At 46.4% G+C, this 25,302-nt stretch carries 19 protein-coding genes; 17 read left to right on the top strand and 2 right to left on the bottom strand.

Translation table 11 applies throughout. From position 1 onward, the window contains the following. The first annotated feature begins 1 nt into the window (after position 1). The 7 genes from RCO84_RS14605 to RCO84_RS14575 all read left to right on the top strand — a co-directional run bounded on the left by RCO84_RS14605 (position 2) and on the right by RCO84_RS14575 (position 8,133). Positions 2 to 997 (top strand): hypothetical protein, encoded by a 996-nt coding sequence (locus tag RCO84_RS14605; protein ID WP_144153611.1) that lies wholly within the window; start codon positions 2 to 4, stop codon positions 995 to 997. A 3-nt stretch (positions 998 to 1,000) separates the two neighbouring features. Then, complete coding sequence (locus RCO84_RS14600) at positions 1,001 to 2,647, top strand: leucine-rich repeat domain-containing protein (RefSeq protein WP_317585472.1); 1,647 nt, start codon at positions 1,001 to 1,003, stop codon at positions 2,645 to 2,647. Between the two features lie 35 nt (positions 2,648 to 2,682). Beyond that, a complete protein-coding gene (locus tag RCO84_RS14595; protein WP_317573043.1) occupies positions 2,683 to 3,252 on the top strand; it encodes a hypothetical protein in 570 nt (189 codons plus the stop codon). 36 nt (positions 3,253 to 3,288) lie between these two features. Beyond that, the gene (locus tag RCO84_RS14590) at positions 3,289 to 4,257 is read left to right on the top strand and encodes a serine/threonine protein kinase (protein ID WP_317573042.1); all 969 of its coding nucleotides are present in this window, start codon (positions 3,289 to 3,291) and stop codon (positions 4,255 to 4,257) included. A 73-nt stretch (positions 4,258 to 4,330) separates the two neighbouring features. Next, entirely contained in the window at positions 4,331 to 6,298 is a 1,968-nt protein-coding gene (locus RCO84_RS14585; protein WP_317585471.1) for an AAA domain-containing protein, read from the top strand. Positions 6,299 to 6,313: 15 nt separating this feature from the next. Further along, positions 6,314 to 6,715 (top strand): hypothetical protein, encoded by a 402-nt coding sequence (locus RCO84_RS14580; RefSeq protein ID WP_317573041.1) that lies wholly within the window; start codon positions 6,314 to 6,316, stop codon positions 6,713 to 6,715. 53 nt (positions 6,716 to 6,768) lie between these two features. After that, positions 6,769 to 8,133, top strand: coding sequence for an MATE family efflux transporter (locus tag RCO84_RS14575; protein ID WP_317585470.1), 1,365 nt, complete (start codon positions 6,769 to 6,771; stop codon positions 8,131 to 8,133). Between the two features lie 185 nt (positions 8,134 to 8,318). Here the strand turns inward: RCO84_RS14575 and RCO84_RS14570 are convergent, their stop codons facing one another. Continuing rightward, positions 8,319 to 9,605, bottom strand: coding sequence for an IS1380 family transposase (locus tag RCO84_RS14570; RefSeq protein ID WP_200756500.1), 1,287 nt, complete (start codon positions 9,603 to 9,605; stop codon positions 8,319 to 8,321). A gap of 227 nt (positions 9,606 to 9,832) precedes the next feature. Here RCO84_RS14570 and RCO84_RS14565 point away from each other — a divergent pair, with 227 nt between their 5' ends. From RCO84_RS14565 to RCO84_RS14540, 6 genes are all read left to right on the top strand, one after another. Then, positions 9,833 to 10,384, top strand: a complete 552-nt coding sequence (locus tag RCO84_RS14565; RefSeq protein ID WP_264905766.1) for a sigma-70 family RNA polymerase sigma factor — start codon at positions 9,833 to 9,835, stop codon at positions 10,382 to 10,384. A 10-nt stretch (positions 10,385 to 10,394) separates the two neighbouring features. Then, positions 10,395 to 11,045 carry a DUF4974 domain-containing protein gene (locus RCO84_RS14560; RefSeq protein WP_264951989.1) on the top strand — a complete coding sequence of 217 codons (651 nt, stop codon included), beginning with the start codon at positions 10,395 to 10,397 and terminating at the stop codon, positions 11,043 to 11,045. A 21-nt stretch (positions 11,046 to 11,066) separates the two neighbouring features. Further along, a complete protein-coding gene (locus tag RCO84_RS14555) occupies positions 11,067 to 13,613 on the top strand; it encodes a hypothetical protein (protein ID WP_317585469.1) in 2,547 nt (848 codons plus the stop codon). Between the two features lie 128 nt (positions 13,614 to 13,741). Next, entirely contained in the window at positions 13,742 to 14,293 is a 552-nt protein-coding gene (locus RCO84_RS14550) for a sigma-70 family RNA polymerase sigma factor (RefSeq protein WP_317585468.1), read from the top strand. 10 nt (positions 14,294 to 14,303) lie between these two features. Continuing rightward, the gene (locus RCO84_RS14545; protein WP_317585467.1) at positions 14,304 to 14,954 is read left to right on the top strand and encodes a DUF4974 domain-containing protein; all 651 of its coding nucleotides are present in this window, start codon (positions 14,304 to 14,306) and stop codon (positions 14,952 to 14,954) included. 21 nt (positions 14,955 to 14,975) lie between these two features. Next, a complete protein-coding gene (locus RCO84_RS14540; RefSeq protein WP_317585466.1) occupies positions 14,976 to 17,546 on the top strand; it encodes a TonB-dependent receptor in 2,571 nt (856 codons plus the stop codon). Between the two features lie 964 nt (positions 17,547 to 18,510). On the opposite strand, the gene RCO84_RS14535 is transcribed toward RCO84_RS14540, so the two are convergent. Further along, a complete protein-coding gene (locus RCO84_RS14535; protein ID WP_117727369.1) occupies positions 18,511 to 18,756 on the bottom strand; it encodes a hypothetical protein in 246 nt (81 codons plus the stop codon). 1,044 nt (positions 18,757 to 19,800) lie between these two features. Between RCO84_RS14535 and RCO84_RS14530 the strand changes: the two genes are divergently transcribed. The 4 genes from RCO84_RS14530 to RCO84_RS14515 all read left to right on the top strand — a co-directional run bounded on the left by RCO84_RS14530 (position 19,801) and on the right by RCO84_RS14515 (position 25,216). Continuing rightward, a complete protein-coding gene (locus tag RCO84_RS14530) occupies positions 19,801 to 20,157 on the top strand; it encodes a hypothetical protein (RefSeq protein ID WP_317585465.1) in 357 nt (118 codons plus the stop codon). Between the two features lie 39 nt (positions 20,158 to 20,196). Beyond that, complete coding sequence (locus tag RCO84_RS14525; RefSeq protein ID WP_317585464.1) at positions 20,197 to 22,416, top strand: TonB-dependent receptor; 2,220 nt, start codon at positions 20,197 to 20,199, stop codon at positions 22,414 to 22,416. Positions 22,417 to 22,613: 197 nt separating this feature from the next. Next, a complete protein-coding gene (locus RCO84_RS14520) occupies positions 22,614 to 23,978 on the top strand; it encodes a sigma-54-dependent transcriptional regulator (protein WP_317585463.1) in 1,365 nt (454 codons plus the stop codon). Between the two features lie 47 nt (positions 23,979 to 24,025). Beyond that, positions 24,026 to 25,216, top strand: a complete 1,191-nt coding sequence (locus RCO84_RS14515; RefSeq protein WP_317585462.1) for a sensor histidine kinase — start codon at positions 24,026 to 24,028, stop codon at positions 25,214 to 25,216. Positions 25,217 to 25,302: the final 86 nt, after the last annotated feature.

Here is a 25,302-nt window from a genome sequence, read left to right as displayed (position 1 = left end):
TATGATGGCAGTTAGGAGTGAGAAGTTAAGAGTTGGGAGTTTCAGACTCACGATACTCTTATTCATATTAAGCCTGTGGTCAGCATCCGTTCAGGCACAAGAGTTTTCGGTAGCAGGTTTCCGCCTGTTGCCCAACGACGTGAGTGCCTTTATTACCCCCGTGCGCGACCTCAACGATGAGCCTTGCGCCCTGGTAAAGGTAGAAGCACCCTCCGACTTTGCCTTCTCCACCCCGCTCGGAATCGTATCGCGAAAAGATAAAGTGGGCGAAATCTGGCTCTATCTTCCTAAAGGCTCCAAACTGCTCACCATCAAGCATCCTGAATGGGGCGTGCTCCGCGATTACCGGTTCAGCAAACCGCTGGAAAGCAGAATGACCTACGAGCTGAAACTGAAACTGCCCAAGCCTACTCCTATCATCCAGGAGAAGCACGACACCATCGTAGAAGTAAAGACGGTAATAGATACGATTGCCATCCCACAAGTACGTAAGAAGATGCCACTCGCCCTCTACACACTCGCCACGCTATCCCTTCATGAAGACGGACCGTCCTATGGTCTCTTCTTCGCCCTGATGCGCCGCCACGGCTTCTTCATCCATGCCAGCAGCAACCTCAAGAGCATAGGCAGCACAGAGGGAACCTGCAACAAAGAAGGTTTCACGCCGGGCAGCAGCATCAAACCTTATTATACAGGCAATACACGCCACCAGAACTACACCTTTACCGCTGGAGCCATCCACCACATCACGCATGGTTTCTGCCTCTTCGAAGGCGTAGGCTACGGCAAAGCCGCTACAGCCTGGCAGCAGACCGAGAGCAGCGGAGGCGGATACCTGCTCAACGAAGACCTTACCCACAAAGGCTTCGCAGCCCAGCTGGGTGTGCTCGCCTCGTTCAACAGAGTGAGCATCGCAGCCTCAGCCATCACCATCGCCGGAAAACAATGGCAGGGCAGCATCGGCATAGGTATTAAAATCGGAAAACAAAAGAAGTAAGAAATGAACATAAAAAGCATATTACGCAGCATCAGATTTCTTGCCCTCCTGATAGGAAACATGATGATGGCAGGTTGCAGCAATAGCGATAAGCCTGCTTATCTGGAGCCGCACCTGATAACCACAGAGGCGACCCACATCACCCGAACAGAGGCTACCCTCAACGGATCAGCTACCATAGAGGGAGAAACAGAAATGCCGAAACTCCTGTTCAGATACGGCACTTCGGAGAGCATGAACCTCAATACTAGCGAGGTTCATGCCCAGGGAGCTGACGTCTCGCTGGTTCTGACGGGACTCAAAGCGGGCACTACCTATTATTATATGCTGCAGGGCAACAACGGGCGAACAACCACAACCAGCAACATGATGAGTTTCACCACCCAGCCCAATATAAGTCCGAAACTATCGTCGGCTACACTCTTGAGTCACGGACCGATGAGCGCATTCGTAAGCTACGAAATAACCGATGATGGTGGCGAACCGATGACCGAAACCGGATGCTACGTTTATCTGACCGGCGAGCCGGAGAACAAGCAGAAATGCATCGTAGAAAACTTTGACGGAAAGAAGGGAAAAATCAAGTTGCGCATCGGAAATCTGGAGCGGAATGCCCACTACGAATTCCAGCCTTTCGCCCGGAATATGGTAGGAGAAACCATAGGAACCGCCATCAAATATGATACGAGCGACGCCATTACGCTAAACGAAACAGGTGAACTGACCCAGCTGATGGGCAATCATCTTTACGAATACACCCAGTTGAGCATAGCCGGAACCCTGAACGGCGAAGACCTCAGCTGTATGAGAATGATGATGGGGCGCGACAACGATAACGCAGTCACCCCCGGCAAGCTATCGGATATAGACCTTACCGACGTTCACCTCGCAGCAGGCGGAATGGTAGGTCCTTATCATCACGAAGCTGCAGAAAACCAGATTGTGCAAGGCACATTTGCCGGTTGCGAGAAGCTCACCCACGTAGTTCTCCCAGCCGATGCAACCACCATCGGGAAAGATGCATTTGCCGATTGTACTTCGCTCCGCGAGATAGAGATTCCTGCCTCAGCAGGCAGCATTCTCCCTTCCAGCGGATGCACGGCGCTCGAAGCCCTTACGGTTTCGCCTGCCAACGCTAACTACAAGAGTCAGGACGGCGTACTGCTGAATGCAGAAGGCGACAAAATCGTCTGGTTTCCGATGGGCAAGAAGGGCAAATACACCCTTCCTTCTGCCTTTACCTCCATTGGCGCCTACGCCTTCAAGGAATGCAGCATCGAGGCGTTTTATCTGTCAGACAACGTCAAAACATTAGGTCAAGGCGCCTTCATGGACAGTCAGATAAAGGAAATACATCTTGGGGCAGGCATCAAGCTGATTCCTACAGGCGTTTTCCAAGGCTGCCGGAAACTCACGAAAGTGTATCTGGGAGCCAACACAGAACAAATCAGCAACTACGCCTTCGACGAAAGTCCGCTTACCGACCTTTATGTTTCAGCTTCCATGATTCCTTACTGCGAAGAAAACGCCTTCGCCAACAAGGTAGAAGGCTTCTTCGCCACCTGCGTGCTCCACGTGCCTGCAGGCATGAAAAAGAGCTATCAGAACCATAAAATATGGGGTAAATTCACCCATATAGTAGAAGAATAAAAATGTTGAAGAATCATATAATTAAAAGATAAATTATGACAACACCCGAAATAGAAGAGCTCAAATCGCTCGTAGAACAGAAATACGGCAAGATTCTTGCCACGACAACCGACTTCGAAGAGTTTTCACTCTATCTGGATAAGAAAACATGTGGAACTATTTCGCCATCCACCCTCAAACGACTCTATGGTTATGTGAGCGACAATCACAAGCCACGCATGGTAACCCTCGATGTGCTTTCCCAATATATCGGTCATCGGAACTACATGGAATTTACCCATTGGCTCAAGACAAGCACCAAGTACAACAGTTCCTTCTTCAAGGCAAACCAGCTGGTAAGTAGTGATTTACAAGAAGGTACTCTTGTTTCTATCGGTTGGAGTCCCAACCGTCTGCTGCAGCTCCGCTATCTGGGCGACAGCACCTATGAAATAGAGAAGTCAGAGAACAGCAAGCTGCAGCCTGGCGACCGCTTCGTAACAGGCTGTTTCATCAAGGAGCAGCCCCTCTTCCTGCCCTACATCGAGCGTGGCGGCGAGCGTACTGCCTCGTTCGTAGCCGGCAGAAACGGCGGACTTACCGTCATCAGCATCAACGAGAAATAAAATAACAGTAATCAAGAAAAAGAGGAATCCGTGAGCATGGAAGAAACTGAAGAAAAGAAGAAGAAAACGACATCGGGATTTACCGAGGATATCAGCAAGGAGATGAGCAATTCAAACCCCTTGCCTGTGGAGGATGCATTCAGCAATCTCCACCAATGCTACGTGTCTATTTCGGGCCATACACGCATCTTTACAGCCACCAAATACGGCAAGCGTTTCATGTTGAAATGTCTCAAGAACGATTTTCTCTACACCCCTATTTACCGCCAGGCACTCGCCAAGGAGTTTGAAATAGGCCAGCAGCTGGAACATCCCAATATCTGCCGTACCATCGACCTGGAAAAGGTTGACAACCTGGGCACGGTAGTGGTGATGGAATATATTGACGGCGATAATCTGGAGCAGCTCATCAAGAAGAATGCCCTCTCGGCAGAACTCGCCCGCAAGATAGCAGGACAGCTGATGGATGCGCTGGAATACATGCACAACAAACAGATGATTCATCGCGATCTGAAGCCTTCCAACATCATGATTACACATAACGGACAGAACGTGAAGCTCATCGATTTCGGTCTCTCGGATAGCGATTCTTTCTGCGTATTGAAATCGCCAGCCGGAACTTCGGGCTATATTGCTCCCGAACAGATGCTACCAGCTGCCAAGGCTGAACCGCGTGCCGATATTTATTCTCTGGGCATGGTTCTGGGCGACATGGCCAAGGCTACGGGCGATAAGGCGCTCAGCAAGATGGCAGAAATCTGTAGCTGCCGCGACCCGCAAAGCCGTCCGCAAAACATCACCCAATTGCGCCAGCGCCTGTCCTGTACGCCCCGTTACCGCCACGCCTTGCTCCTGCTCTGTGCCCTCATCATCGCCCTACTGGCAGCCCTGGCCGGGAGTTATTATCATCTGGAGAAGAATGCCCAAGAACCTGCATCTTCGGCAAGCGACAGCATTCAGCCCAACGACAATAAGGTAATCGACTATCAGCTTTGGGATAAATAAAGCAGGAACTTTAAACATATTTATCTCTTTTTCTTTCCATATTCGGCAGAAATACGCTACTTTTGCACCCTATATGGAACAGATTTCACCAATTCAGGCATTATTGCAGCAACGCACCCTGCTCCAGCTGGAGTATTATACCGAGAAAGAAGCCTTCCGCAAGCTTACCGAACAGATGGGCTTGCAGCGGAAGGTGAAACGAGGTGATGCCTGGTTCCCGCTACAGGTGGGAAAGAGCTTTTATAATTCGCTGAACCAGACAGCCATAGAGGTTTTCCGAACCTCTGACCAGGATATCGAGCACAATTTTGAGTTCGGTCGCCCCGTCATGTTCTTCACTCTTCGTTCTTCACTTAAATATTTCTCCTTTACCGGAACCGTGAGTTATGTGGATGGCGACAGAATGGTGATTACCGTACCCGATTCTGCCCCTCTGCTCGAACTTCAGCAGTCAACCGATCCTATCGGCGTACAGCTATCCTTTGATGAAACCAGCTACAAGCTGATGTTCGAGGCCCTGGACCGCGTGATGAAGGCGAAGAACAACCGTCTGGCTTATCTCCGCGATTTATTCTATTCCCATCAGAAGGCAGGAAGATTTTCCTTCGAACCGATGAAGTTCCCTTGGCTCAATCCTACCCAGGAAAGGGCTGTGAACGAGGTGCTTTGGGCGAAGGATGTGGCCATCGTTCACGGACCTCCGGGAACCGGAAAGACTACAACCCTGGTGGAAGCCATCAACGAAACCCTGATGCGTGAGAGCCAGGTTCTGGTGTGTGCACAGAGCAATATGGCGGTAGACTGGATTTCAGAAAAACTGGTGGATAGAGGCATCAACGTGCTCCGTATCGGAAACCCGACCCGCGTGAACGACAAGATGCTGGGCTTCACCTACGAGCGCCGCTTTGAGAGCCATGCTGATTACCCTCAACTTTGGGCAATCCGCAAGGCAATCAGGGAATTAAGAAAGAACAGGAAGAAGGGTAGCGAAAACTATCATCAGAAGATGGACAGGCTGAAGAGCCGTGCTGCCGAGATAGAACTCCGCATCAATAGCGAACTCTTTGGCGAGGCGCGTGTCATCGCCTGTACCCTCGTAGGCTCAGCCCATCATCTGCTGGAAGGCATGAAGTTCGGTACCCTCTTTATCGACGAGGCTGCGCAGGCTTTGGAAGCTGCCTGCTGGATTCCGATGAAGAGAGCCAGCCGGGTGATTCTGGCAGGCGACCATTGTCAGTTGCCGCCTACCGTAAAGAGTATTGCGGCATTAAGAGCCGGACTGGGCAAGACCCTGATGGAGCGCATCGCCGAAAACAAGCCGGAAGTAGTAACCCTGCTGAAGATTCAGTACCGCATGAACGATGAAATCATGCGATTCTCCAGCGACTGGTTCTACGGGGGCAAGGTGGAGAGTGCGCCACAGATCAAATACCGGAGCGTATTGGATTATGACCATCCGATAACATGGATTGATACTTCAAACGAGGAGAATCAGATAACCATAGAGGGGGAAGATGCTCCCGAGGATTCTGCATCTGCCTCATCTGCAGCTTCTGCAGCCAATCAGAATTCAGATTTGAACTTCAAGGAGCAGTTTGTGGGCGAGAGTTTCGGACGCATCAACAAGGCAGAAGCCGAGCTTACCCTGCTTACCCTGGCGGAATACTTCACCAAGATAGGCAAGCAGCGCGTTTTGGAGGAAAGAATCGATGTAGGCATCATTTCGCCTTACCGTGCCCAGGTACAATATCTCAAGAAACTCATCAAGAAGTATGAGTTCTTCAAGCCTTACCGCCGCCTGATCAGCGTGAATACGGTAGATGGTTTCCAGGGGCAGGAAAGAGACGTGATCCTCATCTCCCTGGTACGTTCCAACGACGAGGGACAGATTGGATTCCTGAAAGACCTCCGCCGCATGAACGTGGCGATGACGAGAGCCCGAATGAAACTCATCATCCTGGGCAACAAGGACACGATGACGAAACATCCTTTCTACAAGAAACTGTGGGAGTATGTGGAGGCTATCAACAACAACGAATAAAATAAAGACTATTTTATGCTACAACGAGACTACATACAGCGATTGATTCGCGAGTTTATGGCGGCACTCGAAAGAATGCTCGAAAAGAAAGAGGTGGAGGTGAGACGTGAGAAGATTAAGGAACTCTACAATCAATACGTAGGTTCTTACGCCTTCTACAGCATCGCCACCATTGAGGACGTGATGAAGGCGATGGCAGGAATAGAGGACGAGGAGAAGCGACTCTCCAAGATGGACATGCTTGCCGAACTCTATTATCACGAGGCAGATATGGTGGGACAGCCCGCAAGAGACGAACTCCTGAACAAGGCGTTCATGCTCTTCGATTATGTGGAAACCCACGGAGATACCTTCTCCATCGAACGCCGCAACAAAATGGCACAAATCAAACAGAAGATTGGAGATGCACTCAAATAAAGAGTGCATCCTCCTTATATTTTTAGGATAACAAAAACTAATCATAAAGTTCAATGGTCAAAGCTCAAAGTTCAAAGTCAACAAACGACATGACTATAGGCTCGCCTTTGCGAGCCATCATCAAATTTGCGATTCCACTAATCCTGGGTTACATCCTTCAACAGATGTATCTCATTATCGATGCCGCCATCGTGGGAAGATGGATTGGCGTAGGAGCACTTGCGGCTGTTGGCGCATCCAGCTCCATCATGTTCCTCATCATGGGCTTCTGCAACGGCTCCTGTGCCGGTTTTGCCATCCCTGTCGCCCAGGCTTTCGGCGCCAAGGATTATGCCAAGATGCGGGCTTACGTAAGCAACAGCATCCGCATCGCCGTGGTGTTTGCCGTGGTCATCACCTTTCTTTCCTGCATCTTCTGCGGAAAGATTCTACATCTGGTGAATACGCCAAAGGAGGTGTTCGATGACGCCTACATCTTCCTGATGCTGCAGTTTGCGGCGATTCCTTTCACTATCGCCTACAATCTGCTCTCCGGTCAGATCCGTGCTCTGGGCAACTCGAAACAGCCTTTCTATTTTCTCATCACAGCTTCCGTTATCAACATTATTCTAGATGGCATTCTGATTCTCGGTATGGGACTAGGCGTAGAGGGAGCAGGTATTGCCACCTGGCTTTCTCAGGGAATTTCCGTGCTGCTCTGTATCTGGTTTATCAAGAAGAAGATGCAGATTCTGATTCCGAAGGGTGAGGAAAGGAAATTTGATAATAAAAAGGTAAGCATTCTGCTGAACAACGGCGTTCCAATGGGGCTGCAGTTCTCTATTACCGCTATCGGCCTCATCATGCTCCAGAGTGCCAACAACGCCCTGGGAACGGTTTATGTGGCTGCATTTACTGCCTCTATGCGCATCAAATATCTCTTTACCTGCGTATTCGAGAACATCGGAGTGGCGATGGCTACCTATTGCGGTCAGAACCTGGGAGCCCAGAAGCTGGATAGAATCGGTCAGGGCGTAAGGGCTGCCATCAGGATGATGCTGGTTTATTTCGTCTTCACCTTCCTGCTCATCTATCCGTTTGCCGACGAGATGATGATGCTCTTCGTGGATAAGGGCGAGGCAGAAGTGGTGACTTATGCTGCCCAGTTTATGCGCATAGCCAACTATTTCTATCCTTGTCTGGGCTTGCTCACCATCCTGCGCTACAGCATCCAGGGGTTGGGTTACAGCAATCTCTCGATGCTGAGTGGCGTAATGGAAATGATAGCGAGATGCGGCGTGAGTCTCTGGCTGGTGCCTGCCCTGGCATGGACGGGTGTCTGCTTCGGCGATCCTGTAGCGTGGGTCATGGCAGATCTCTTCCTCATTCCCGCCTTCCTGTGGCTTTATAAGCATCTGAAGAAGGAGCAAGTCCGATAGGGTAATTTTGACGTTTTCCTCAAATCCGCAACCTATAGGGTTTAGTGGGATTTTGCTTGCAAAGCGACAAAATTCATTTTATTGTACATATTTCTTGCACAACAGAAATGTCGCAGACACAAAATCCCCTTACCCCATAAAGCGACTTGAGGTAATACGCTGGTTTAACCAGAAAAGCATGGTCTTTAACCAAAGTCTGTCTTGAACAGGTTGGCATAAGCATTGTTGTCTGAGTAAATGTTCAATACATGCCTACGTGATGTCTTAATCCATTTCGCAGGAACAGAGATGAACTTGAAAACAAAGGTCTTGATTCTGCTGGTGGCACGCAATCCAAATTCATGGGTTTTCAATCTCTGCATAATAGCTTTGTAGAAGTTTCTGATGAGAGCTGTCATAAGCAGGAATACAGTATTCTGTGCCATGAACGATTTTGGCAATCGATTCCAGCCAAAGCCATTGTTCATGTCATCGAAGATGCGTTCCTTGCCACCACGAAGATTGTAGAATTCCACGATGTCTCTTGCACTCGACTTGTAATCGTTAGTCAGTATACATCTGTAGGTATATTCGCCTTCCCAAATGTCAAGGTCTCCATCTATTCGCCTTTGTCTCTGTATGACAAGACGATACGGTTTTCCTTTCCATTTCTCAACAAGGATAGAATTCAACTCAAACTCAATACCGTTGATTTCAACAGTTTTCCATCCAGTTAAGGCAAACATGGAATCGTAGAAAGAAGAGCATCTGTTGGCACGAATATAAAAATGCCTGCAATGAGCCTCTACCATATCTACGATTTCCTCCGAACATGAGCCGCAATCCATGCGGGCACGAGAAATATATATTTCCGAAGCCTCCAATCGCTTGAAGATTCTTTCCAAAGTTTCTTTTTGGTTGAAGCGTACGTTTGTGTTGCCGTCTCTATTTTCAATACCAACAATCATGTCGTTAATGACAGCTACGCCTGGACTATAGCCCAAGAACTTCTTGTAGGTTGGTTTTGCATCATACTTCTCTGTTTCAATGAACTGATGGTCAAAGTCAAAATCATACTCTTGACCGGATTTCAATTGACCAGTAGCAAGCAGGGCATTGACCAGTAAGCAGTTCATCTTGTCTGCAGTATTGAAATCATAGGATTTGCCAGAAGCAGACTTATAGGTGATGCTCTTAAAAGTCAGTTCTTCGATAGCACGTAATATGGTGTCTGCGCTGCAAGTGCGAAGAGTTGGATGAAGAGACAAATGTTTCATCAGGTGAGTTGTAACATCCTCAATACATGAGCCACCACAAAGATATACGCACATCAGAGAGCGTAGAATCTCGCTATATTGATAACCAAACATAGTGCATCTCAATCCCAAGGTGGAATCTATGGTTTGAGCTAAAAGAGCATCAAATTGCTCCATAATCGAAAAAATTCCCCCAAAAGGAGTGAGTTTCTCAGATTTTATTTGTATCTTTGCCATGTCATATTAGAGTTTTGCTTGTCTTCTTTTCGCAACACTAAGGTAAGTGAAAATTCTGACATGGCAAAATCCTGGGTAACTTTTTGTTGCACAGGCACTTATAAATAATGTTAAATATAGTGTTGCGGAATTAAGGGTTTTAAAAATTTGCATTAAAAATATTCTGCTAAGGGTTAGGAAAATGAAAATTCGATTGTAATATAGGCAAAAGAAAAGAAAATAAAGTAATGCAAATAAACAAAGAAACGATAGAACAGCTCTTCCGGCAGCATTATCTGAGGATGTACCAATTGGCCAGGGTACTTCTGAAGGACGATGCAGCCAGCAAGGATGTGGTGAGCGAAGTCTTTGCCGATGTGCTCGACGGAAAGACCCAACTGGGTCTTGATAACGAGACAATAGCCAGCGATTCGCCCCTGCCTTCCACTAACGCCGGGAGCTATCTTCTGGTGTGTGTGCGCCATAAATGCCTCAACCTGTTGAGCCGACAGAAGATGAAAGACCGGGTTCATCATCTTCTGAAAGCCGATACTTCGCCTTCGATAGCTCCCCTGGAAGCGACGATTGCCGAAATAGACAAGGAGACCGAAAAGTACGAGGCAATTCAGGCTTATATGGATACTGAACTCACGCCACAAACCCGCAAGGTACTCAATCTCCGTTTTCGGCAGAAACTGAAATATCGGGAGATTGCTACGGAATTGGGCATCAGCGAAGTGGCAGTTTATAAGCATCTGGCGCAAGGCATCAGAAAATTAAAGCAAAAGTTTAACCCTTAGCAGATTTATTATGGACAAGTTTGAAAAAATACTGGATATCATCGACCATCAGGAGAAGTATTCTGATGAGGAGATTCGTGAAATATTGCAGGATGAGGAATGCCGAAAACTCTATCAGACGATGGTGGAAGTGGATTCTGCACTTGAAAGCCCCTCTCCTATTATTAATGTAGATGAGGAATGGGAGAAATTCAGCCAGGAGCATCAACTTCAGGAAAAAGCAACTCATCCTATAACTTCCTGGCGCAAGCTGGCTGCATCCATCGCCGGCTTTGTCTTGATTTCGGGTATTGCCTTTGCCGCAATCCATACTTACATCAAACGCAGCCAGGAACCAACCCAGGTAACGGCTGATACTCATCCGGAAGTCATAAAATCAGATTCCGCAAAGCAGGTAGCAGCAAAGGATTCCCTGACTCATCCGAAACCAGAAAAGCCAGCCATTCACAAGACTTTCGAGAATGTGGCTTTCGAGCAGATGATTTCAGAGATTGCTTCTTATTATGATTTACAAGTGAAGTTTGAGAATAACGAGGACAAGACCCTCCGCCTCTATTACGAATGGAACAGTCATTCGAGCATCGAGAACATCGTAAAAGAACTGAACCAATTCGAGAATGTAAACATCGAATTGCAACAAAACGAGCTGATTGTGAAATAACAAATAAAAAGCAACATCATTATGAGAAGATTTTCAGCCATCATATTCCTGCTGTGCACGTTCGCCCTGGCGATGAGCGCACAGTACATCCAGCGCAACTATCACGACCGCAGCATGTCGGACGTCCTCATCGACCTCGACAAGGCTTCCAAGCGCTATAAAATCAGCTTCATCTACAACGAACTGGAAGACTTCACAGTTACCCAGAACGTGAAGACAGCCAATATTCCCGATGCCATCCGCAAGGTAATTGGTTTCTATCCGATGCAGATGACCGTGGGCGACAGCCTCATCACCGTGGAGTGCATACGCAAGAGCGAGCGCAAGCTGATAGGCAGACTGATAGACAATCACAATCTTCCTGTAGAATTCGCCAACATCCAGCTGCTCAACCCGAAGGATTCCTCCTTTCTCTGTGGAGGCGTGAGCAACGCCAATGGCGATTTCGTCATCCCCTGCCAACAGAAGCAGGCCCTTATGAAGGTTTCGTTCGTAGGCTACAAGACGATTTGCAAGCTGGTACCTATTGCCCGCATCGGAAATGTGAGGATGCAGGCGAATGCCTATCAACTGGGCAAGGTGGAAGTAAAGGGCAAGCTGCGTATCGACCACGGCGACCATGCCTCTTATACATTCTCTGACGAACAGATCAGGAACTCACGCCATTCACAGGATCTCCTGGGAACACTCCCGGGAATCTATACCGATCCGATGACCGGCAAGACATCCAGTATGACCGGCAAATCCATCAAGATTCTCATCAACAACGTGCCGATGACGAGCGAGAACGACTTGAAGGCTATTGCCGCCAACAAAATAAAGAAGGTGGAATACTACGAAGATCCTCCTATCAGATACGGCGATGTGGGCATCTTGATGAATATCATTACCAAGCCGCTTGATACGGGTTATACTACCGGTTTTGATGTGTCCAGTGCCTTGACCACAGGGTTTAGCGATGACAATGTGTATTTCAAGTACAATAAGGGCAATCATCAGTTTTCCTTCGATTACAGCATCAACGTGAGAAACTATCGTGACTGGATAGAAGACAACCAGTATTCCTTTACGCTTGACAACCAACAGGCTGTCTATGATTACCATCTGCACAAACGTTTTGGCTATACCGACAACAAGTTCAACCTGAAGTATGCTTACAGCAAGCCAGATGACGTAACCTTCCAGGTCACCTTTTCGCCAGAATTGTCACATAAGTTCAACCGGGGAAATAGCGAGGTTGCAACGCAAGGAAACGAGGCTTGGAAGGATGGATTCGGAAACACAAAGGATATTGTAGATTACGTGAAGCCAGCAGTAGATCTCTATCTCAGCAAGCAGTTTGCCCATAAGCAGACACTCGATGTGGACTTGCTCGGCTCTTACTTCAACACCAGGCAGCAAATGCTCAACCGGCAATGGACTTCCGACAAGGATAGTATCTTGACTGATGATGACATGCACTCCAGAAGTCACATCTACTCCCTGATAGGAGAAGCAGATTATACCAAAGAATGGGAGCAGGGAGAGCTGTCGGCAGGAGTTTATACCTGGAATAAGTGGAGCGACTATAATGTGCGCAATATCCTTTCCGGCTATGAACCATCCAAGTATTCTTCATGCATCAAGATCAATACGGTTTATGCCCAATACCAGAACCATATCGGCAAGTTTACCTATCGCATAGGCGTAAAGAGCACGTGGAGAACCCAGAGCTATCAGGATTTCACCTATAACAACAACTATATTCTTCCGTTGCTGTATTTATCTTATAAGCTAAAGAACGGTTCGTTGCAGCTGCTATCATCCAGCGGCATCAATTACCCCGCCATCTCAACATTGAGCGAGAACATGACGATTGTCATCCCTGGACTGATGAAGCAGGGCAACCCGAATGTAAAGGCTACGATGGAATGGGGACCGATATTCAGATACACCTATAATGATGCGATGCTCTACTTGCAAGTAGCACTTTATGGAATCTATAATGACAAGGTAATTACACCTTATTATTATTGGACCACGGTGAACGACAAGCGCAGCATAGTTTCTACCTATGAAAACGGCAGTTTCTATTGGCGTTATGGCACAGGCTATTATCTTCAGTTCAAGCCGTTCAAGAACGAGGTTTTTAAACTGATGGTGGGTGGAGGTTTTGAACGGGAGGTAATCAGCAATTCCTATGGTCGCCATTGCTACTGGTGGAGTCCTTTCAAATATGGCATCAACTTCCGGAAGGGAAACTGGGGAGCATCTTACCAGGGAAATATTCCTTCGAAGATGGCAGTCTTGGACTATCGCAAGGCGGATGAGCCTAAGAGCGAATTCTCTGCTTTTTATCAGAAGGGAGCCTGGCGTTTCTCGCTCTATGGCATGTGGATGTTTGCTCCTGCCAAGTACGAGAGCCTGTCGTTCGACAATCCGATTATGAACCAGACGGAACAGCACATCATCAAGGATAATCGCCGCATGCTGATGCTGGGTGTCAGCTACAACTTCTTCTCCGGAAAGAAGAAGAACATCCGGAAGAACATCAACAACTACGATGCTGATGCTGGCGCATTCAAGTAATTTCTGTATTACATTTTATCGTCTATAGACGATGAAAACGGCGACTTGTAGTTATAAAAAATAACCTGCTAAGGGTTAGGAAAATGAAAATTCGATTGTAATATAGGCAAAAGAAAAGAAATAAAGTAATGCAAATAAACAAAGAAACGATAGAACAGCTCTTCCGGCAGCATTATCTAAGGATGTACCAATTGGCCAGGGTACTTCTGAAGGATGATGCAGCCAGCAAGGATGTGGTGAGCGAAGTCTTTGCCGATGTGCTCGACGGAAAGATTCAACTGGGTCTTGATAACGAGACTATAACCAGCGATTCGCCCCTGCCTTCCACTAACGCCGGGAGCTATCTTCTGGTGTGTGTGCGCCATAAATGCCTCAACCTGTTGAGCCGACAGAAGATGAAAGACCGGGTTCATCACCTCCTGAAAGCCGATACTTCGCCTTCGATAGTTCCCCTGGAAGCGACAATTACCGAAATAGACAGGGAAACCGACAAATACGAAGCAATTCTGGCTTATATGGATACTGAACTCACGCCACAAACCCGCAAGGTACTCGATCTCCGTTTTCGGCAGAAACTGAAATATCGGGAGATTGCTACGGAATTGGGCATCAGCGAAGTGGCAGTTTATAAGCATCTGGCGCAAGGCATCAGAAAATTAAAGCAAAAGTTTAACCCTTAGCAGATTTATTATGGACAAGTTTGAAAAAATACTGGATATCATCGACCATCAGGAGAAGTATTCTGATGAGGAGATTCGTGAAATATTGCAGGATGAGGAATGCCGAAAACTCTATCAGACGATGGTGGAAGTGGATTCTGCACTTGAAAGCCCCTCTCCTATTATTAATGTAGATGAGGAATGGGAGAAATTCAGCCAGGAGCATCAACTTCAGGAAAAAGCAACTCATCCTATAACTTCCTGGCGCAAGCTGGCTGCATCCATCGCCGGCTTTGTCTTGATTTCGGGTATTGCCTTTGCCGCAATCCATACTTACATCAAGCGCAGCCAGGAACCTACCCAGGTAACGGCTGATACTCATCCGGAAGTCATAAAATCAGATTCCGCAAAGCAGGTAGCAGGAAAGGATTCCCTGACTCATCCGAAACCAGAAAAGCCAGCCATTCACAAGACTTTCGAGAATGTGGCTTTCGAGAAGATGCTTTCTGAAATTGCTTCTTATTATGATTTACAAGTGAAGTTTGAGAATAACGAGGACAAGACCCTCCGCCTCTATTACGAATGGAACAGTCATTCGAGCATCGAGAACATCGTAAAAGAACTGAACCAATTCGAGAATGTAAACATCGAATTGCAACAAAACGAGCTGATTGTAAAATAACAAATAAAAAGCGACATCATTATGAGAAGATTTTCAGCCATCATATTCCTGCTGTGCACGTTCGCCCTGGCGATGAGCGCACAGCACATCCAGCGCAACTATCACGACCGCAGCATGTCGGACGTCCTCATCGACCTCGACAAGGCTTCCAAGCGCTACAAAATCAGTTTCATCTACAACGAACTGGAGGACTTCACAGTTACCCAGAACGTGAAGACAGCCAATATTCCCGATGCCATCCGCAAGGTAATCGGTTTCTATCCGATGCAGATGACCGTGGGCGACAGCCTCATCACGGTAGAATGCATACGCAAGAGCGAGCGCAAGCTGATAGGCAGACTGATAGACAATCACAATCTTCCTGTAGAATTCGCCAATATCCAGCTGCTCAACCCGAAGGATTCCTCCTTTCTCTGTGGAGGCGTGAGCAACGCCAATGGCGATTTCGTCATCCCCTGCCAGCAGAAGCAGGTCCTCATGAAGGTTTCTTTCGTGGGCTACAAGACGATTTGCAAGCTGGTACCTATTGCCCGCATCGGAAATGTGAGGATGCAGGCAAATTCATACCTGTTGAAAGGTGTGACCGTTGAAGCCGCAAGGGTTGTAGAAAAAGTAGATAGACAAATCATCTTCCCTACAAAAGAGCAGGTGAAAACGGCTTCCAATGGTTATGATCTGTTGGACAACTTGTCTTTGCCTACCATTATCGTAAATCGAGCAGAACGCAAAGTTCTGTCATTAAAGGGCGGAGATGTGCAAATACGCATCAACGATGTCAAGGCTAGCATGCAAGATGTATTGGCTTTGCAGCCGGATGAAGTTACAAAGGTGGAATTCATCAATGTTCCAGGACTCAAATATGGAGACAGCAATCTGGATGCAGTCATCAACTACCAGGTCCGCCGACGCTATGCCGGTTATGTGGGTGGAGTTTCTACGATGCAAGGCACCAAGGCAGGTTTCAATAATAGCGACGGTTATTTCAAATACAATGTGAAGAAATCGGAATTCAGCATCAACTACAGTTTCTCCTATCGCTCGGTAGAGGAACGAAGCTATGAGAGTCTCGGTACTTATCATCTGCCCACAGGAGAAACTCTACATCGCAATTATTTAGGTTATGATTCTCCGTTCCTATACACCACCAATAATGTACAGTTGGGTTATAATCTTAGTGAGCCAGACAAATATACATTGAATGTACGGTTGAATTTCTACAATCACAACAGTCCTGTGAGAGGCATGAACCAGCTTTATCAGGAAAGCGGCAAGGCAAACCAATATCTGCAAAACAACAGAAAAATGCTGGAGCAGATTCCATCTCTGGACATTTATTATTCGCTCAACATGCCCCATGACCAGAACCTGGCTCTGAACCTGGTGGGTACTTACATCGGCACAGATTACCAATATCGTATGAGGGAATATACGTTCAACAAATCGCCGGATGAATCTGTAAAGAACGCTCCGCTGACCGATTACAGTTATGATGCAACTGGTAGAAAGCGCTCTCTTATTGGTGAAGGAACATACAGCAAGAACTGGAAACAGATGGCTTTATCGGTAGGTGGACAATATAATATCAGCCACACAGATAACATCTATGTGGGAAGCAGTAATGCTGATACGGAATTGAAGTACAGCAATCTCTATCTTTTCACCCAGCTACAGGGACAGCAGAAGTGGTTCAGTTATCAGGTGGGAGTTGGCGCAACCAGGTCTTCCATCCATCAGGGGGAGAACGGATACAGCAAATGGCTGTTTCGACCACAGGTAACTTTACAGGCAAAGGCTAGCGACCGTCTGAGTTTTAAATGGAGCAGCAAAATCACATCAGACATCCCAAGCCTTTCCGACTTGAGCGAGTTGCGCCAATATTCCAACAGCTTTGAGGCGCGTGACGGCAATAGCGGTCTGAAGCCATTTACCGGCTACAACAATACCTTGTCGGCTTCCTGGAACATTCCGCTGATGTCTGTGTACCTGGAGGGAAACTGGACGTATTACGACAAGCCTATAGCTACTTCTATCTTGCCCGAAAAGCGGGAGGATGGCTCTTATCTCTTTGTGAGCAAACCGGAGAATCAGAAGAGTCATGATTACAAACACCTGCTGTTGACTCCTGAAGTTCACCTCATCAAGGATCATCTGGATTTGAACCTTATGTGCGAGTATCAGAATGTCAAGACAAAGGGTTTGGATTATTCCCACGAGTTCAATTACTTCAGTTATGGAGCAGAAATTCGGTACATGACAGGCAATTGGAACATTGGCTATGGTGCCTATAAGGTGGAAAAGAGTTTTTGGGGAGAAAAGACAAACGGCGGAGAGCCAACCTCCAATCTTGCCGTAACCTACAGCTATAAGAACTGGCAGTTTGGTGTTCTCGGATTATTCGTATTCTATCCTCATGGCTGCGTGTATAAGGATGAACTTTTCAACAAGTATGTGCAGCAGAAGAACAAGGTACGCCTTGCTGACCAGGGCAACATGCTTGTCTTTACTGTCAGCTTCAACTTCAGCCATGGCCGCAGATACCATACAGGCAGCCGTAAGCTGAACAATAGCGATAGAGATAATGGTATCAGATAGAATTATTATATTTTCCTGAAATCACAAATAAGCAAAAGGCTGAACTTCCTAACCCGAAGTTCAGCCTTTTTGCATGTCATCAGTAATCCAAATACACATTTTATCGTTTATAGACGATAAAAATGTATCAATTCTATCGTTTATAGATGACAAGCATCATTTTTAGGGCAATTTTGCGCTGGGACGATTACCCTTCTAAGAGAAGAAAATAATATTTCTAGTTAGGAAAATAAAAATCTCTAACTGGGAAAATATTTAGGATGAAAATGACTCAAAACAGACAGCTGAGACTCACTTTCCGGTTTTTCCGGCTCTAAATCGGGCAATAGTCTCAGTTATCCCGTTTTTACTTGCATTTTTTAGGAGAACATGATTTTGTATTTCAGCAAGGTCTAAATCTACTTTAAAGCAAAAAACAAAGCAATTTTGAGGGTTTGGGAGACCTAAAAAGAATGCTTTTGTAAAATCTTTCGAATAATCTATAGGGCTGAGACCGAAAATGGGAAACCGCGAAACCTTCATAAGTCGTTGCTTTCTAGGGAATTAGATTATCGCCTCTTTTCCTTTTACTTGCTTCCATAGTCTCAGTCTCAGAGTCTCAGTTGTTTTTCAAGCACCCCTCTTCTTCTTATATACTTATATATTATATATATATTAATATATAATTAATTAATAATCAATAAGTTATAAAGATAAAAAAGGGAGAGCGGAAGAATGGTACCCCCTTTATTTATAACTGAGACTCTGAGACTGAGACTCTCTGCTCATCCCGAACAAAAAAGCAGAAGTCTGCCAGCATCCCTGCCAGCAGACTCCTTTTCCATAAACCGAACCTAAATTTTACACTTTCTTTTTCTAGGAAATGCAATTACAATGTAAACCTAAATATAACCTATTACCTTGATGAAACTTCTAATACACTTTTCTCTATTATAACGCTTTGCAAATGAATACCTTCTTAAGACTATTCAGCAACAGCCTGCTGCTCTACAGCCTTGTCCGCAACAGTCTGCTCTGTAGACTCCTGCTTGGCAGAATCCTCAACGCTAGCCTGAGAACTGATAGCTGTGCCTTCTACTGTTGAATCGGCTGGAGCTACTGTATCAACTGGAGCTACTTCAGAATTACCCATCATTTTGCTAGAAGCAAAAACATTACTTACTGAAACCATTACCATAGCTGCGATAGCTGCAAAAACGAACTTCTTCATAATCTTATCTTTTAAACTGTTATTACTAATATTGTTATTTACTTTCGTTGTGGATTCATTATCGAACCCGCTATTCATTATCACAAGATGCGTGCCAGAAATGAGCAAATCGACTATTTCTGCTGATTATCAGCCACTTATCATTTTCGTATCAAAAACAGAGAGTGGGGATAATGGGGAATGAATGGGGAAAAAATCCACAAAAAAATGGGGATTCCGTTCCAGATAACTTCCATTTTCCCCAAGAAACAGTTTTGTTTCACCCCGAATTCCGGATTTCTTTATTGCTTCAGATTCATTCCCAGCCATACAAGAGAGCATGGTTACCCCAACAGAAAGCACAAAAGCTAGAAAAATGAAACAGATATAGCCCTCAAAAACGCTCCTTTTTGGAAGATACATTCCTTTTTCAAGTTATACGGAAGATTGATGATTGCGTTAACCACTTGACAATAAGCCTTTTAGAAGAAAGCAGATTAGAAAATCTTCCAGATTCCAAATCTTCCAATTATTTTTTCTGCATATCCCTCCTACCTCTATTTTTATATATATTTATATATATAATTAATTAATAATCAATAAGTTATATAACATAAAGAAGTAAAGAAGAAGGACAAACTAAAGATGCATACCCTCTTAAAATTAATTGGAAGAACTGGAATCTGGAAGATTCAGCAGGTTAACTGGAACGCTAGAATTTTATTAACTATCTGATAATGAGACTTCTAGAAGAAAAGAAAGCGTTCCCGTTCCAGGAAAATCCCTTTTCTCTAGAAGGCAAGACCTATCCATTTGCTTTTCCACTTAAATACTCTCTTCGATTATGCATGTAACTGAAACCACAAGGATTAGATAAAAAACAGATAAATTTCCTTTTCAAAAGGAAATAATTGCCAATTTCTTTCCTTTTTAGAAGGAAAGTTTGTATCTTTGCAACCGAGTGTAGGTATCTACATATTAACAACAGAGCCCACTTTAAAATATTTCTGTATAGACAAGCAAATTATTTGAAATATCATCATAGACTGTAGATAAATGCAGAGGATGACGCATAAGAGAATCAGAATTTCCTGGCTGCTGCTATTGGTTTACCTGCCGATGCTGCTTGCCATTACGTTTCACCATCATGGTGAAGCGCAGGGAACTCATACTGATTTCTATTGTGCCGATTGTGCCCATCATGTTCATCACGACGGGCATCTGATAGCCCTGCAGCATACCATGCACGACTGTGTGCTTTGCCAATTGCAAAGCACTCCTTATCTGGCTCCATCCCTCGTGGTTTGGGTTGCCATCGCCGTGCTCCATCTCTCCCCTCGCCGTGCCTTCTGTTCTCCTTGCTTGTGCAGGGCGAAGGGGACAAAATCTACCCGTGCTCCACCTTATTCTTTGTTTTTATAAATAATTGAATATTAACAGAATAAGGTAATAAATAACATAATGAGAACAATATTGAAAGCAATATTGCTGATGAGTCTGTACTCATCGGCAACAGCCCCTGCTATGGCTATAAACAGAGCAAATCATGATAAGAAGGACGCAAACATTCATGAAGAAGAGACAAACGATTCTACCAGACACCAGCCGCTGACGGAATCGAGCGTGAAACTGAACGAAGTGGTGGTAACAGGCTTGACGGGCAGCCAAAAACTGAAGCAATCGCCTGCGCCAGTCTCCTTCGTTTCTGCCAAACAGCTCGAAATGCAACCTTCTACCAACATCATCGACGCCATCGCCCACCAGCCAGGCGTTTCGCAGATTACCACGGGAAGCGGAATTTCAAAGCCCGTGATTCGTGGCCTGGGCTATAACCGCGTGGTAGTGGTAAACGATGGAGTCAGACAGGAAGGACAGCAATGGGGCGATGAGCACGGAATAGAAATCGACCCCGCTTCGGTTCATTCTGTAGAGATTCTGAAAGGCCCGGCAAGTCTCATGTATGGATCAGATGCGATGGCTGGCGTCCTTATCTTCCATTCCGCTCCTACCCTTGCAAAGGGCGACATGAGAGCAAATTTCTCAACGGGTTATCAAACCAACAACGGACTTTTTGATTATTCGTTCAACTTTGCCGGCAACCAGGGCGGATTTGTATGGAACACCCGCTACAGCGGAAAGATGGCGCATGCCTACAAGAATAAATACGATGGTTATGTATTCGGTTCATCACTCAGAGAGCAGGCATTCTCGCAGCTTCTAGGCTGGAACTACCGCCAGGGGCATTCGCATCTCACACTCGATTATTATCATCTCACTCCAGGCATCGTAGAGGGAGAAAGAGATGAGAAAACGGGCGAACTGGAAATTCCGGAAGGCTACGATGCCAAGAGTTACGGCAAGCCGATGCCTTATCAGCAGATTCATCATTACAAGGCTGTACTTGATAATTCCTGGTTCCTGGGCGACGGCAATCTGAAGTTCCTCCTGGGTTATCAGCAGAACCGCCGTCAGGAGTTTGAGGAGGAAGAGAATCCGAAGGAATGCGGACTCGATTTCATGCTCCATACCATGAATTACGACCTGCATTATCTCTCGCCGGAAATGAATGGATGGAAGTTCTCTACGGGCATCAACGGCATGTGGCAGCAGTCGATTAATAAAGGTTCTGAATTTCTGATTCCAGCCTATCATCTCTTCGATTATGGTGTATTTGCCACGGTGAGCAAGGAGATAGGCAAACTGAACCTGAGCGGCGGCATCAGATACGATCATCGCCATCTGCACAGCGAGGCTTTGAGAGAAGAGGATGATGCAGAATCGCATCGTTCTGAATCGAATGATTCATTCCGCTTTCAAGCCTTTAAGCGCAACTTTGAGGGAGTGACTGGAAGCATCGGATTGGCTTATGAAATCCTGCCCGATTTCAATCTGAAGCTGAACCTGGCAAGAGGATTCCGTGCTCCAAACATCAGCGAATTATCATCGAATGGTGTGCACGAAGGAACACAGCGATACGAATTGGGAAATACCGGTCTGAAGCCTGAGAACAGCTGGCAATTCGACCTTGGTCTGGATTATTCTTCGCCTATCATTTCGGCAGAGCTCTCGCTGTTTGCCAATCGCATCAACCATTACATCTATAGCGAGAAGTTGGCAGATGAGAAGAATCAGCCTGTCCTCATCGACGACACGCCAGCCTATCAGTTTACTTCGGGCGACGCCCGCATTCTGGGTGGTGAGGCGAGCATCGACATCCACCCTGTGGAGCATCTGCATATCGGCAACACCTTCTCGTATGTCAACTCGGTTCAGTTGCATCAGCCATCCGAATCAAAGTATCTGCCATTCACCCCAGCCCCTCGCTGGGTTTCGGATGTAAGGTATGAGTTTGTCTGCGACGGCAAGACTTTCGACCATCTTTTCGTAAAGCTACAGATGGATTGCAATCTCCGCCAGAACCATTATTTCGCAGCCAACGATACGGAGACCGCTACGCCATCGTATACCTTATTAAATATGTATGCCGGTACCGACGTGAAGCTCCATGGCAAGCGCCTTCTCTCGCTCTATCTTTCGGGCGAGAACCTTACCAACCGTGCTTACCAGAACCACCTGAGCCGTCTGAAGTATCTTGACGTAAACCAGGTTACAGGCAGAAGAGGCGTTTACAATATGGGCCGCAACTTCAGCATAAAGATAGTGGTTCCGATAGAGCTGTAACTCCCCTTTTGGAATAAGTAATTCCCCTTTTAGGATAAGCAATTCCTCATCAGGAATCAGAATTTTGAATAAACAAGTGCCGATAAGGATGCCAAAAGCTGCCGGAAAAGCAACTTTTGGTACCATTATCGGCATTTTTTCGTCTAATTATTAGACAAACATTACCACTTTTCCATGATATTTCGTAACTTTGCACCATGATTAAGAAACAAGGAACGATATTGATTGTTGATGACAACCGCAACATTCTTACTACGGTAAGGATGCTGCTGGAACCCATATTCGATGACATCATCACCATCGCCAACCCTAACTCCATCCCAGCCAAACTGAGAGAGGAGCATCCCGACGTGGTGCTGCTCGACATGAACTTCTCCAGCGGAATCAATTCGGGAAACGAGGGACTGTACTGGCTCAGGGAAATCAAGAGCCTCAGCCCGAAAACCGAGGTGGTACTCTTTACCGCCTATGCCGACATCCAACTTGCCGTAACAGGCATCAAGGAAGGTGCCGCCGACTTCATCGTGAAACCTTTTGAAAACGAGAAGATGATACGTACGCTGGTAGAGGCTAGGGATAAGAATAGGGCTGTGGATAACGTTATCAACAGGAAAGGTGGAAAACCTGGTGGAAAAGATGCGCAAAGCGCTATGTATTGGGGAGATAGCGAAGTTATGAACAATTTGAGAAGTATTGTGGAAAAGGTTGCTACAACCGATGCAAACATCCTCATTACGGGCGAAAACGGAACGGGTAAAGAGGTGTTAGCCAACGAGATACATCGTTTATCCACAAGATGTGGAAAGAAAATGCTGCCTGTGGATATGGGAGCCATCACGGAAACCCTTTTCGAGAGCGAACTCTTCGGTCATGTGAAGGGTGCTTTTACCGATGCCAAGGTGGATAAACCGGGCAAGTTTGAGCTTGCCGACGGCAGTACCATCTTCCTGGATGAGATAGGAAACTTATCCTACAGTCTTCAGGCAAAACTCCTTACCGCCCTGCAACGCAGAAGCATCGTAAGAGTGGGCGGAAGTAAGCAGATTCCCATCAACGTACGACTGGTTTGCGCCACCAACCGCAACCTGCAGCAGATGGTAAACGATGGCGAATTCAGAGAGGATCTGCTCTATCGCATCAATACCATCCATCTGGAATTGCCTGCCCTGAGACAGAGAAAATCAGACATCGTTCCATTGGCAGAAAGATTCCTCCATCAATATGGCGATTTATATAATAAGGTGAATCTCCGTCTTTCGGAAGAAGCTGAGAAAAAACTTACCAGTTTGCCTTGGTACGGCAACATCCGTGAACTTCAGCACGCCATCGAGAAAGCCGTGATTCTGTCTGATGGCGGAATGATTTCTGCCGAAGATATTGACGGCGGAAACCAGCAGAAAAGAGAGAAACCCCTGGAAGAGGTTCAGACGCTCGACGAGATGGAGAGCCGAATGATAGAGAAAACCATCAGGGAATGTGAAGGAAACCTGTCGGTGGTAGCTGCAAGACTGGGCATTTCCCGCCAGACGCTTTATAATAAGATTAAGCGATACGGGATTTAAGTGAAGAACGAAAAGTGAAGAGTGAAGAATTCTATAGTTTTTGAAGTATGGATATTAATAAGGTGATTATTATCGTGCTTTTGCTCGTGGCTGTAGTGGGTTACATTCGCCTCTACCGCCACTATCGCCGTAACATCAAGAAGGTAACCTTCCTTTTTGATGCGATAGATAATGGGGATTTCTCCTTCAACTTTCCTACGGAGAAGAGGTTTAAGGAGGATAATATTCTACACCAGTCCCTCAACCGCATCAAGCTTTTCCTGCAACATACGAGAGAGGAGCAGATGGATCGGGAGAAATATTACGAGCAGATTCTGAATGCGGTGGATACGGGCATCCTGGTGGTAGATAGTCACGACAACATCCTGCAACATAATCAGGCAGCCCTCCGGTTGCTCGATACGGATGTGCTTACCCACATGAACCAGGTAAAAGGAAAGCTGAAGGATGAACACCTGGCAAAGCATGAAACCCAAGCCATGCTGAAAGACAAGCACGTGCGCATCATCGCCCTGAGCGACGTGAGCCACGAGCTGAGCAATCAGGAGGTGGATTCTTGGATCAAACTGATTCGTGTGCTGACCCATGAAATCATGAATACCATCACACCGGTTACTTCGCTGAGCGAAACTCTGCTTACCCGGGTTACAGAGGATAAAGACCTGAAGCAAGGCTTGGAAACCATCCACAAAACAGGAACCGAACTGTTGGCTTTCGTCAACAACTATCGCCGTTTCACCCGTGTTCCCCAGCCTCAGCCTGCTCTCTTCTATGTGGAGCCATTTCTGGAAAGAATGGCGTTGCTCTGCAACCACGAAGTAAAGATAGAAGTTTCTCCCAAGGATTTGTTGGTTTATGTCGATGAGAGCCTCCTCTCTCACGTGGTAACGAATCTTCTGAAGAATGCCGTAGAAGCTTTCAAGGAAAAGGAAAGAGAAGACAAGCAGGAATGCCGCTCCGCAGATTTGCAATCCGCGGCAAGCAAGAAGGCATTTATCCGTCTCAAAGCCTACGCCAACGCCCAGGAATCCATCATCATCGACGTAAGCAACAACGCCGGCCTCATCCCCGAAGATGTAGCCTCCCACATCTTCATCCCATTCTTCACCACGAAGCCGGAAGGAAGCGGAATAGGTCTCTCCCTCTCCCGCCAGATCATGCGAGTAAGCGGCGGCAGCCTTTCGCTCCATCAGGACAAGGCACAGGGAATCACCACCTTTCGCATCATCATCCCATAAAAAAGTATAATTTGGGGAAGGAAAGTTTGGCACTTTCGCTTTTTTACCATATCTTTGCCTTTATAAAAGATTAAGCTTATGTCAAC

The sequence above is a fragment of the Segatella copri genome, from assembly GCF_949820605.1.
GTDB lineage: Bacteria > Bacteroidota > Bacteroidia > Bacteroidales > Bacteroidaceae > Prevotella.
This window is presented reverse-complemented; position numbering and strand designations above follow the sequence as displayed.

Bases quoted from the DNA above. Each gene is read 5' to 3' on its own strand.
- RCO84_RS14605 (WP_144153611.1), top strand. From the start codon at position 2: ATGATGGCAGTTAGGAGTGAGAAGTTAAGAGTTGGGAGTTTCAGACTC.
- RCO84_RS14600 (WP_317585472.1), top strand. From the start codon at position 1,001: ATGAACATAAAAAGCATATTACGCAGCATCAGATTTCTTGCCCTCCTG.
- RCO84_RS14595 (WP_317573043.1), top strand. From the start codon at position 2,683: ATGACAACACCCGAAATAGAAGAGCTCAAATCGCTCGTAGAACAGAAA.
- RCO84_RS14590 (WP_317573042.1), top strand. From the start codon at position 3,289: ATGGAAGAAACTGAAGAAAAGAAGAAGAAAACGACATCGGGATTTACC.
- RCO84_RS14585 (WP_317585471.1), top strand. From the start codon at position 4,331: ATGGAACAGATTTCACCAATTCAGGCATTATTGCAGCAACGCACCCTG.
- RCO84_RS14580 (WP_317573041.1), top strand. From the start codon at position 6,314: ATGCTACAACGAGACTACATACAGCGATTGATTCGCGAGTTTATGGCG.
- RCO84_RS14575 (WP_317585470.1), top strand. From the start codon at position 6,769: ATGGTCAAAGCTCAAAGTTCAAAGTCAACAAACGACATGACTATAGGC.
- RCO84_RS14570 (WP_200756500.1), bottom strand. From the start codon at position 9,605: ATGGCAAAGATACAAATAAAATCTGAGAAACTCACTCCTTTTGGGGGA.
- RCO84_RS14565 (WP_264905766.1), top strand. From the start codon at position 9,833: ATGCAAATAAACAAAGAAACGATAGAACAGCTCTTCCGGCAGCATTAT.
- RCO84_RS14560 (WP_264951989.1), top strand. From the start codon at position 10,395: ATGGACAAGTTTGAAAAAATACTGGATATCATCGACCATCAGGAGAAG.
- RCO84_RS14555 (WP_317585469.1), top strand. From the start codon at position 11,067: ATGAGAAGATTTTCAGCCATCATATTCCTGCTGTGCACGTTCGCCCTG.
- RCO84_RS14550 (WP_317585468.1), top strand. From the start codon at position 13,742: ATGCAAATAAACAAAGAAACGATAGAACAGCTCTTCCGGCAGCATTAT.
- RCO84_RS14545 (WP_317585467.1), top strand. From the start codon at position 14,304: ATGGACAAGTTTGAAAAAATACTGGATATCATCGACCATCAGGAGAAG.
- RCO84_RS14540 (WP_317585466.1), top strand. From the start codon at position 14,976: ATGAGAAGATTTTCAGCCATCATATTCCTGCTGTGCACGTTCGCCCTG.
- RCO84_RS14535 (WP_117727369.1), bottom strand. From the start codon at position 18,756: ATGAAGAAGTTCGTTTTTGCAGCTATCGCAGCTATGGTAATGGTTTCA.
- RCO84_RS14530 (WP_317585465.1), top strand. From the start codon at position 19,801: ATGACGCATAAGAGAATCAGAATTTCCTGGCTGCTGCTATTGGTTTAC.
- RCO84_RS14525 (WP_317585464.1), top strand. From the start codon at position 20,197: ATGAGAACAATATTGAAAGCAATATTGCTGATGAGTCTGTACTCATCG.
- RCO84_RS14520 (WP_317585463.1), top strand. From the start codon at position 22,614: ATGATTAAGAAACAAGGAACGATATTGATTGTTGATGACAACCGCAAC.
- RCO84_RS14515 (WP_317585462.1), top strand. From the start codon at position 24,026: ATGGATATTAATAAGGTGATTATTATCGTGCTTTTGCTCGTGGCTGTA.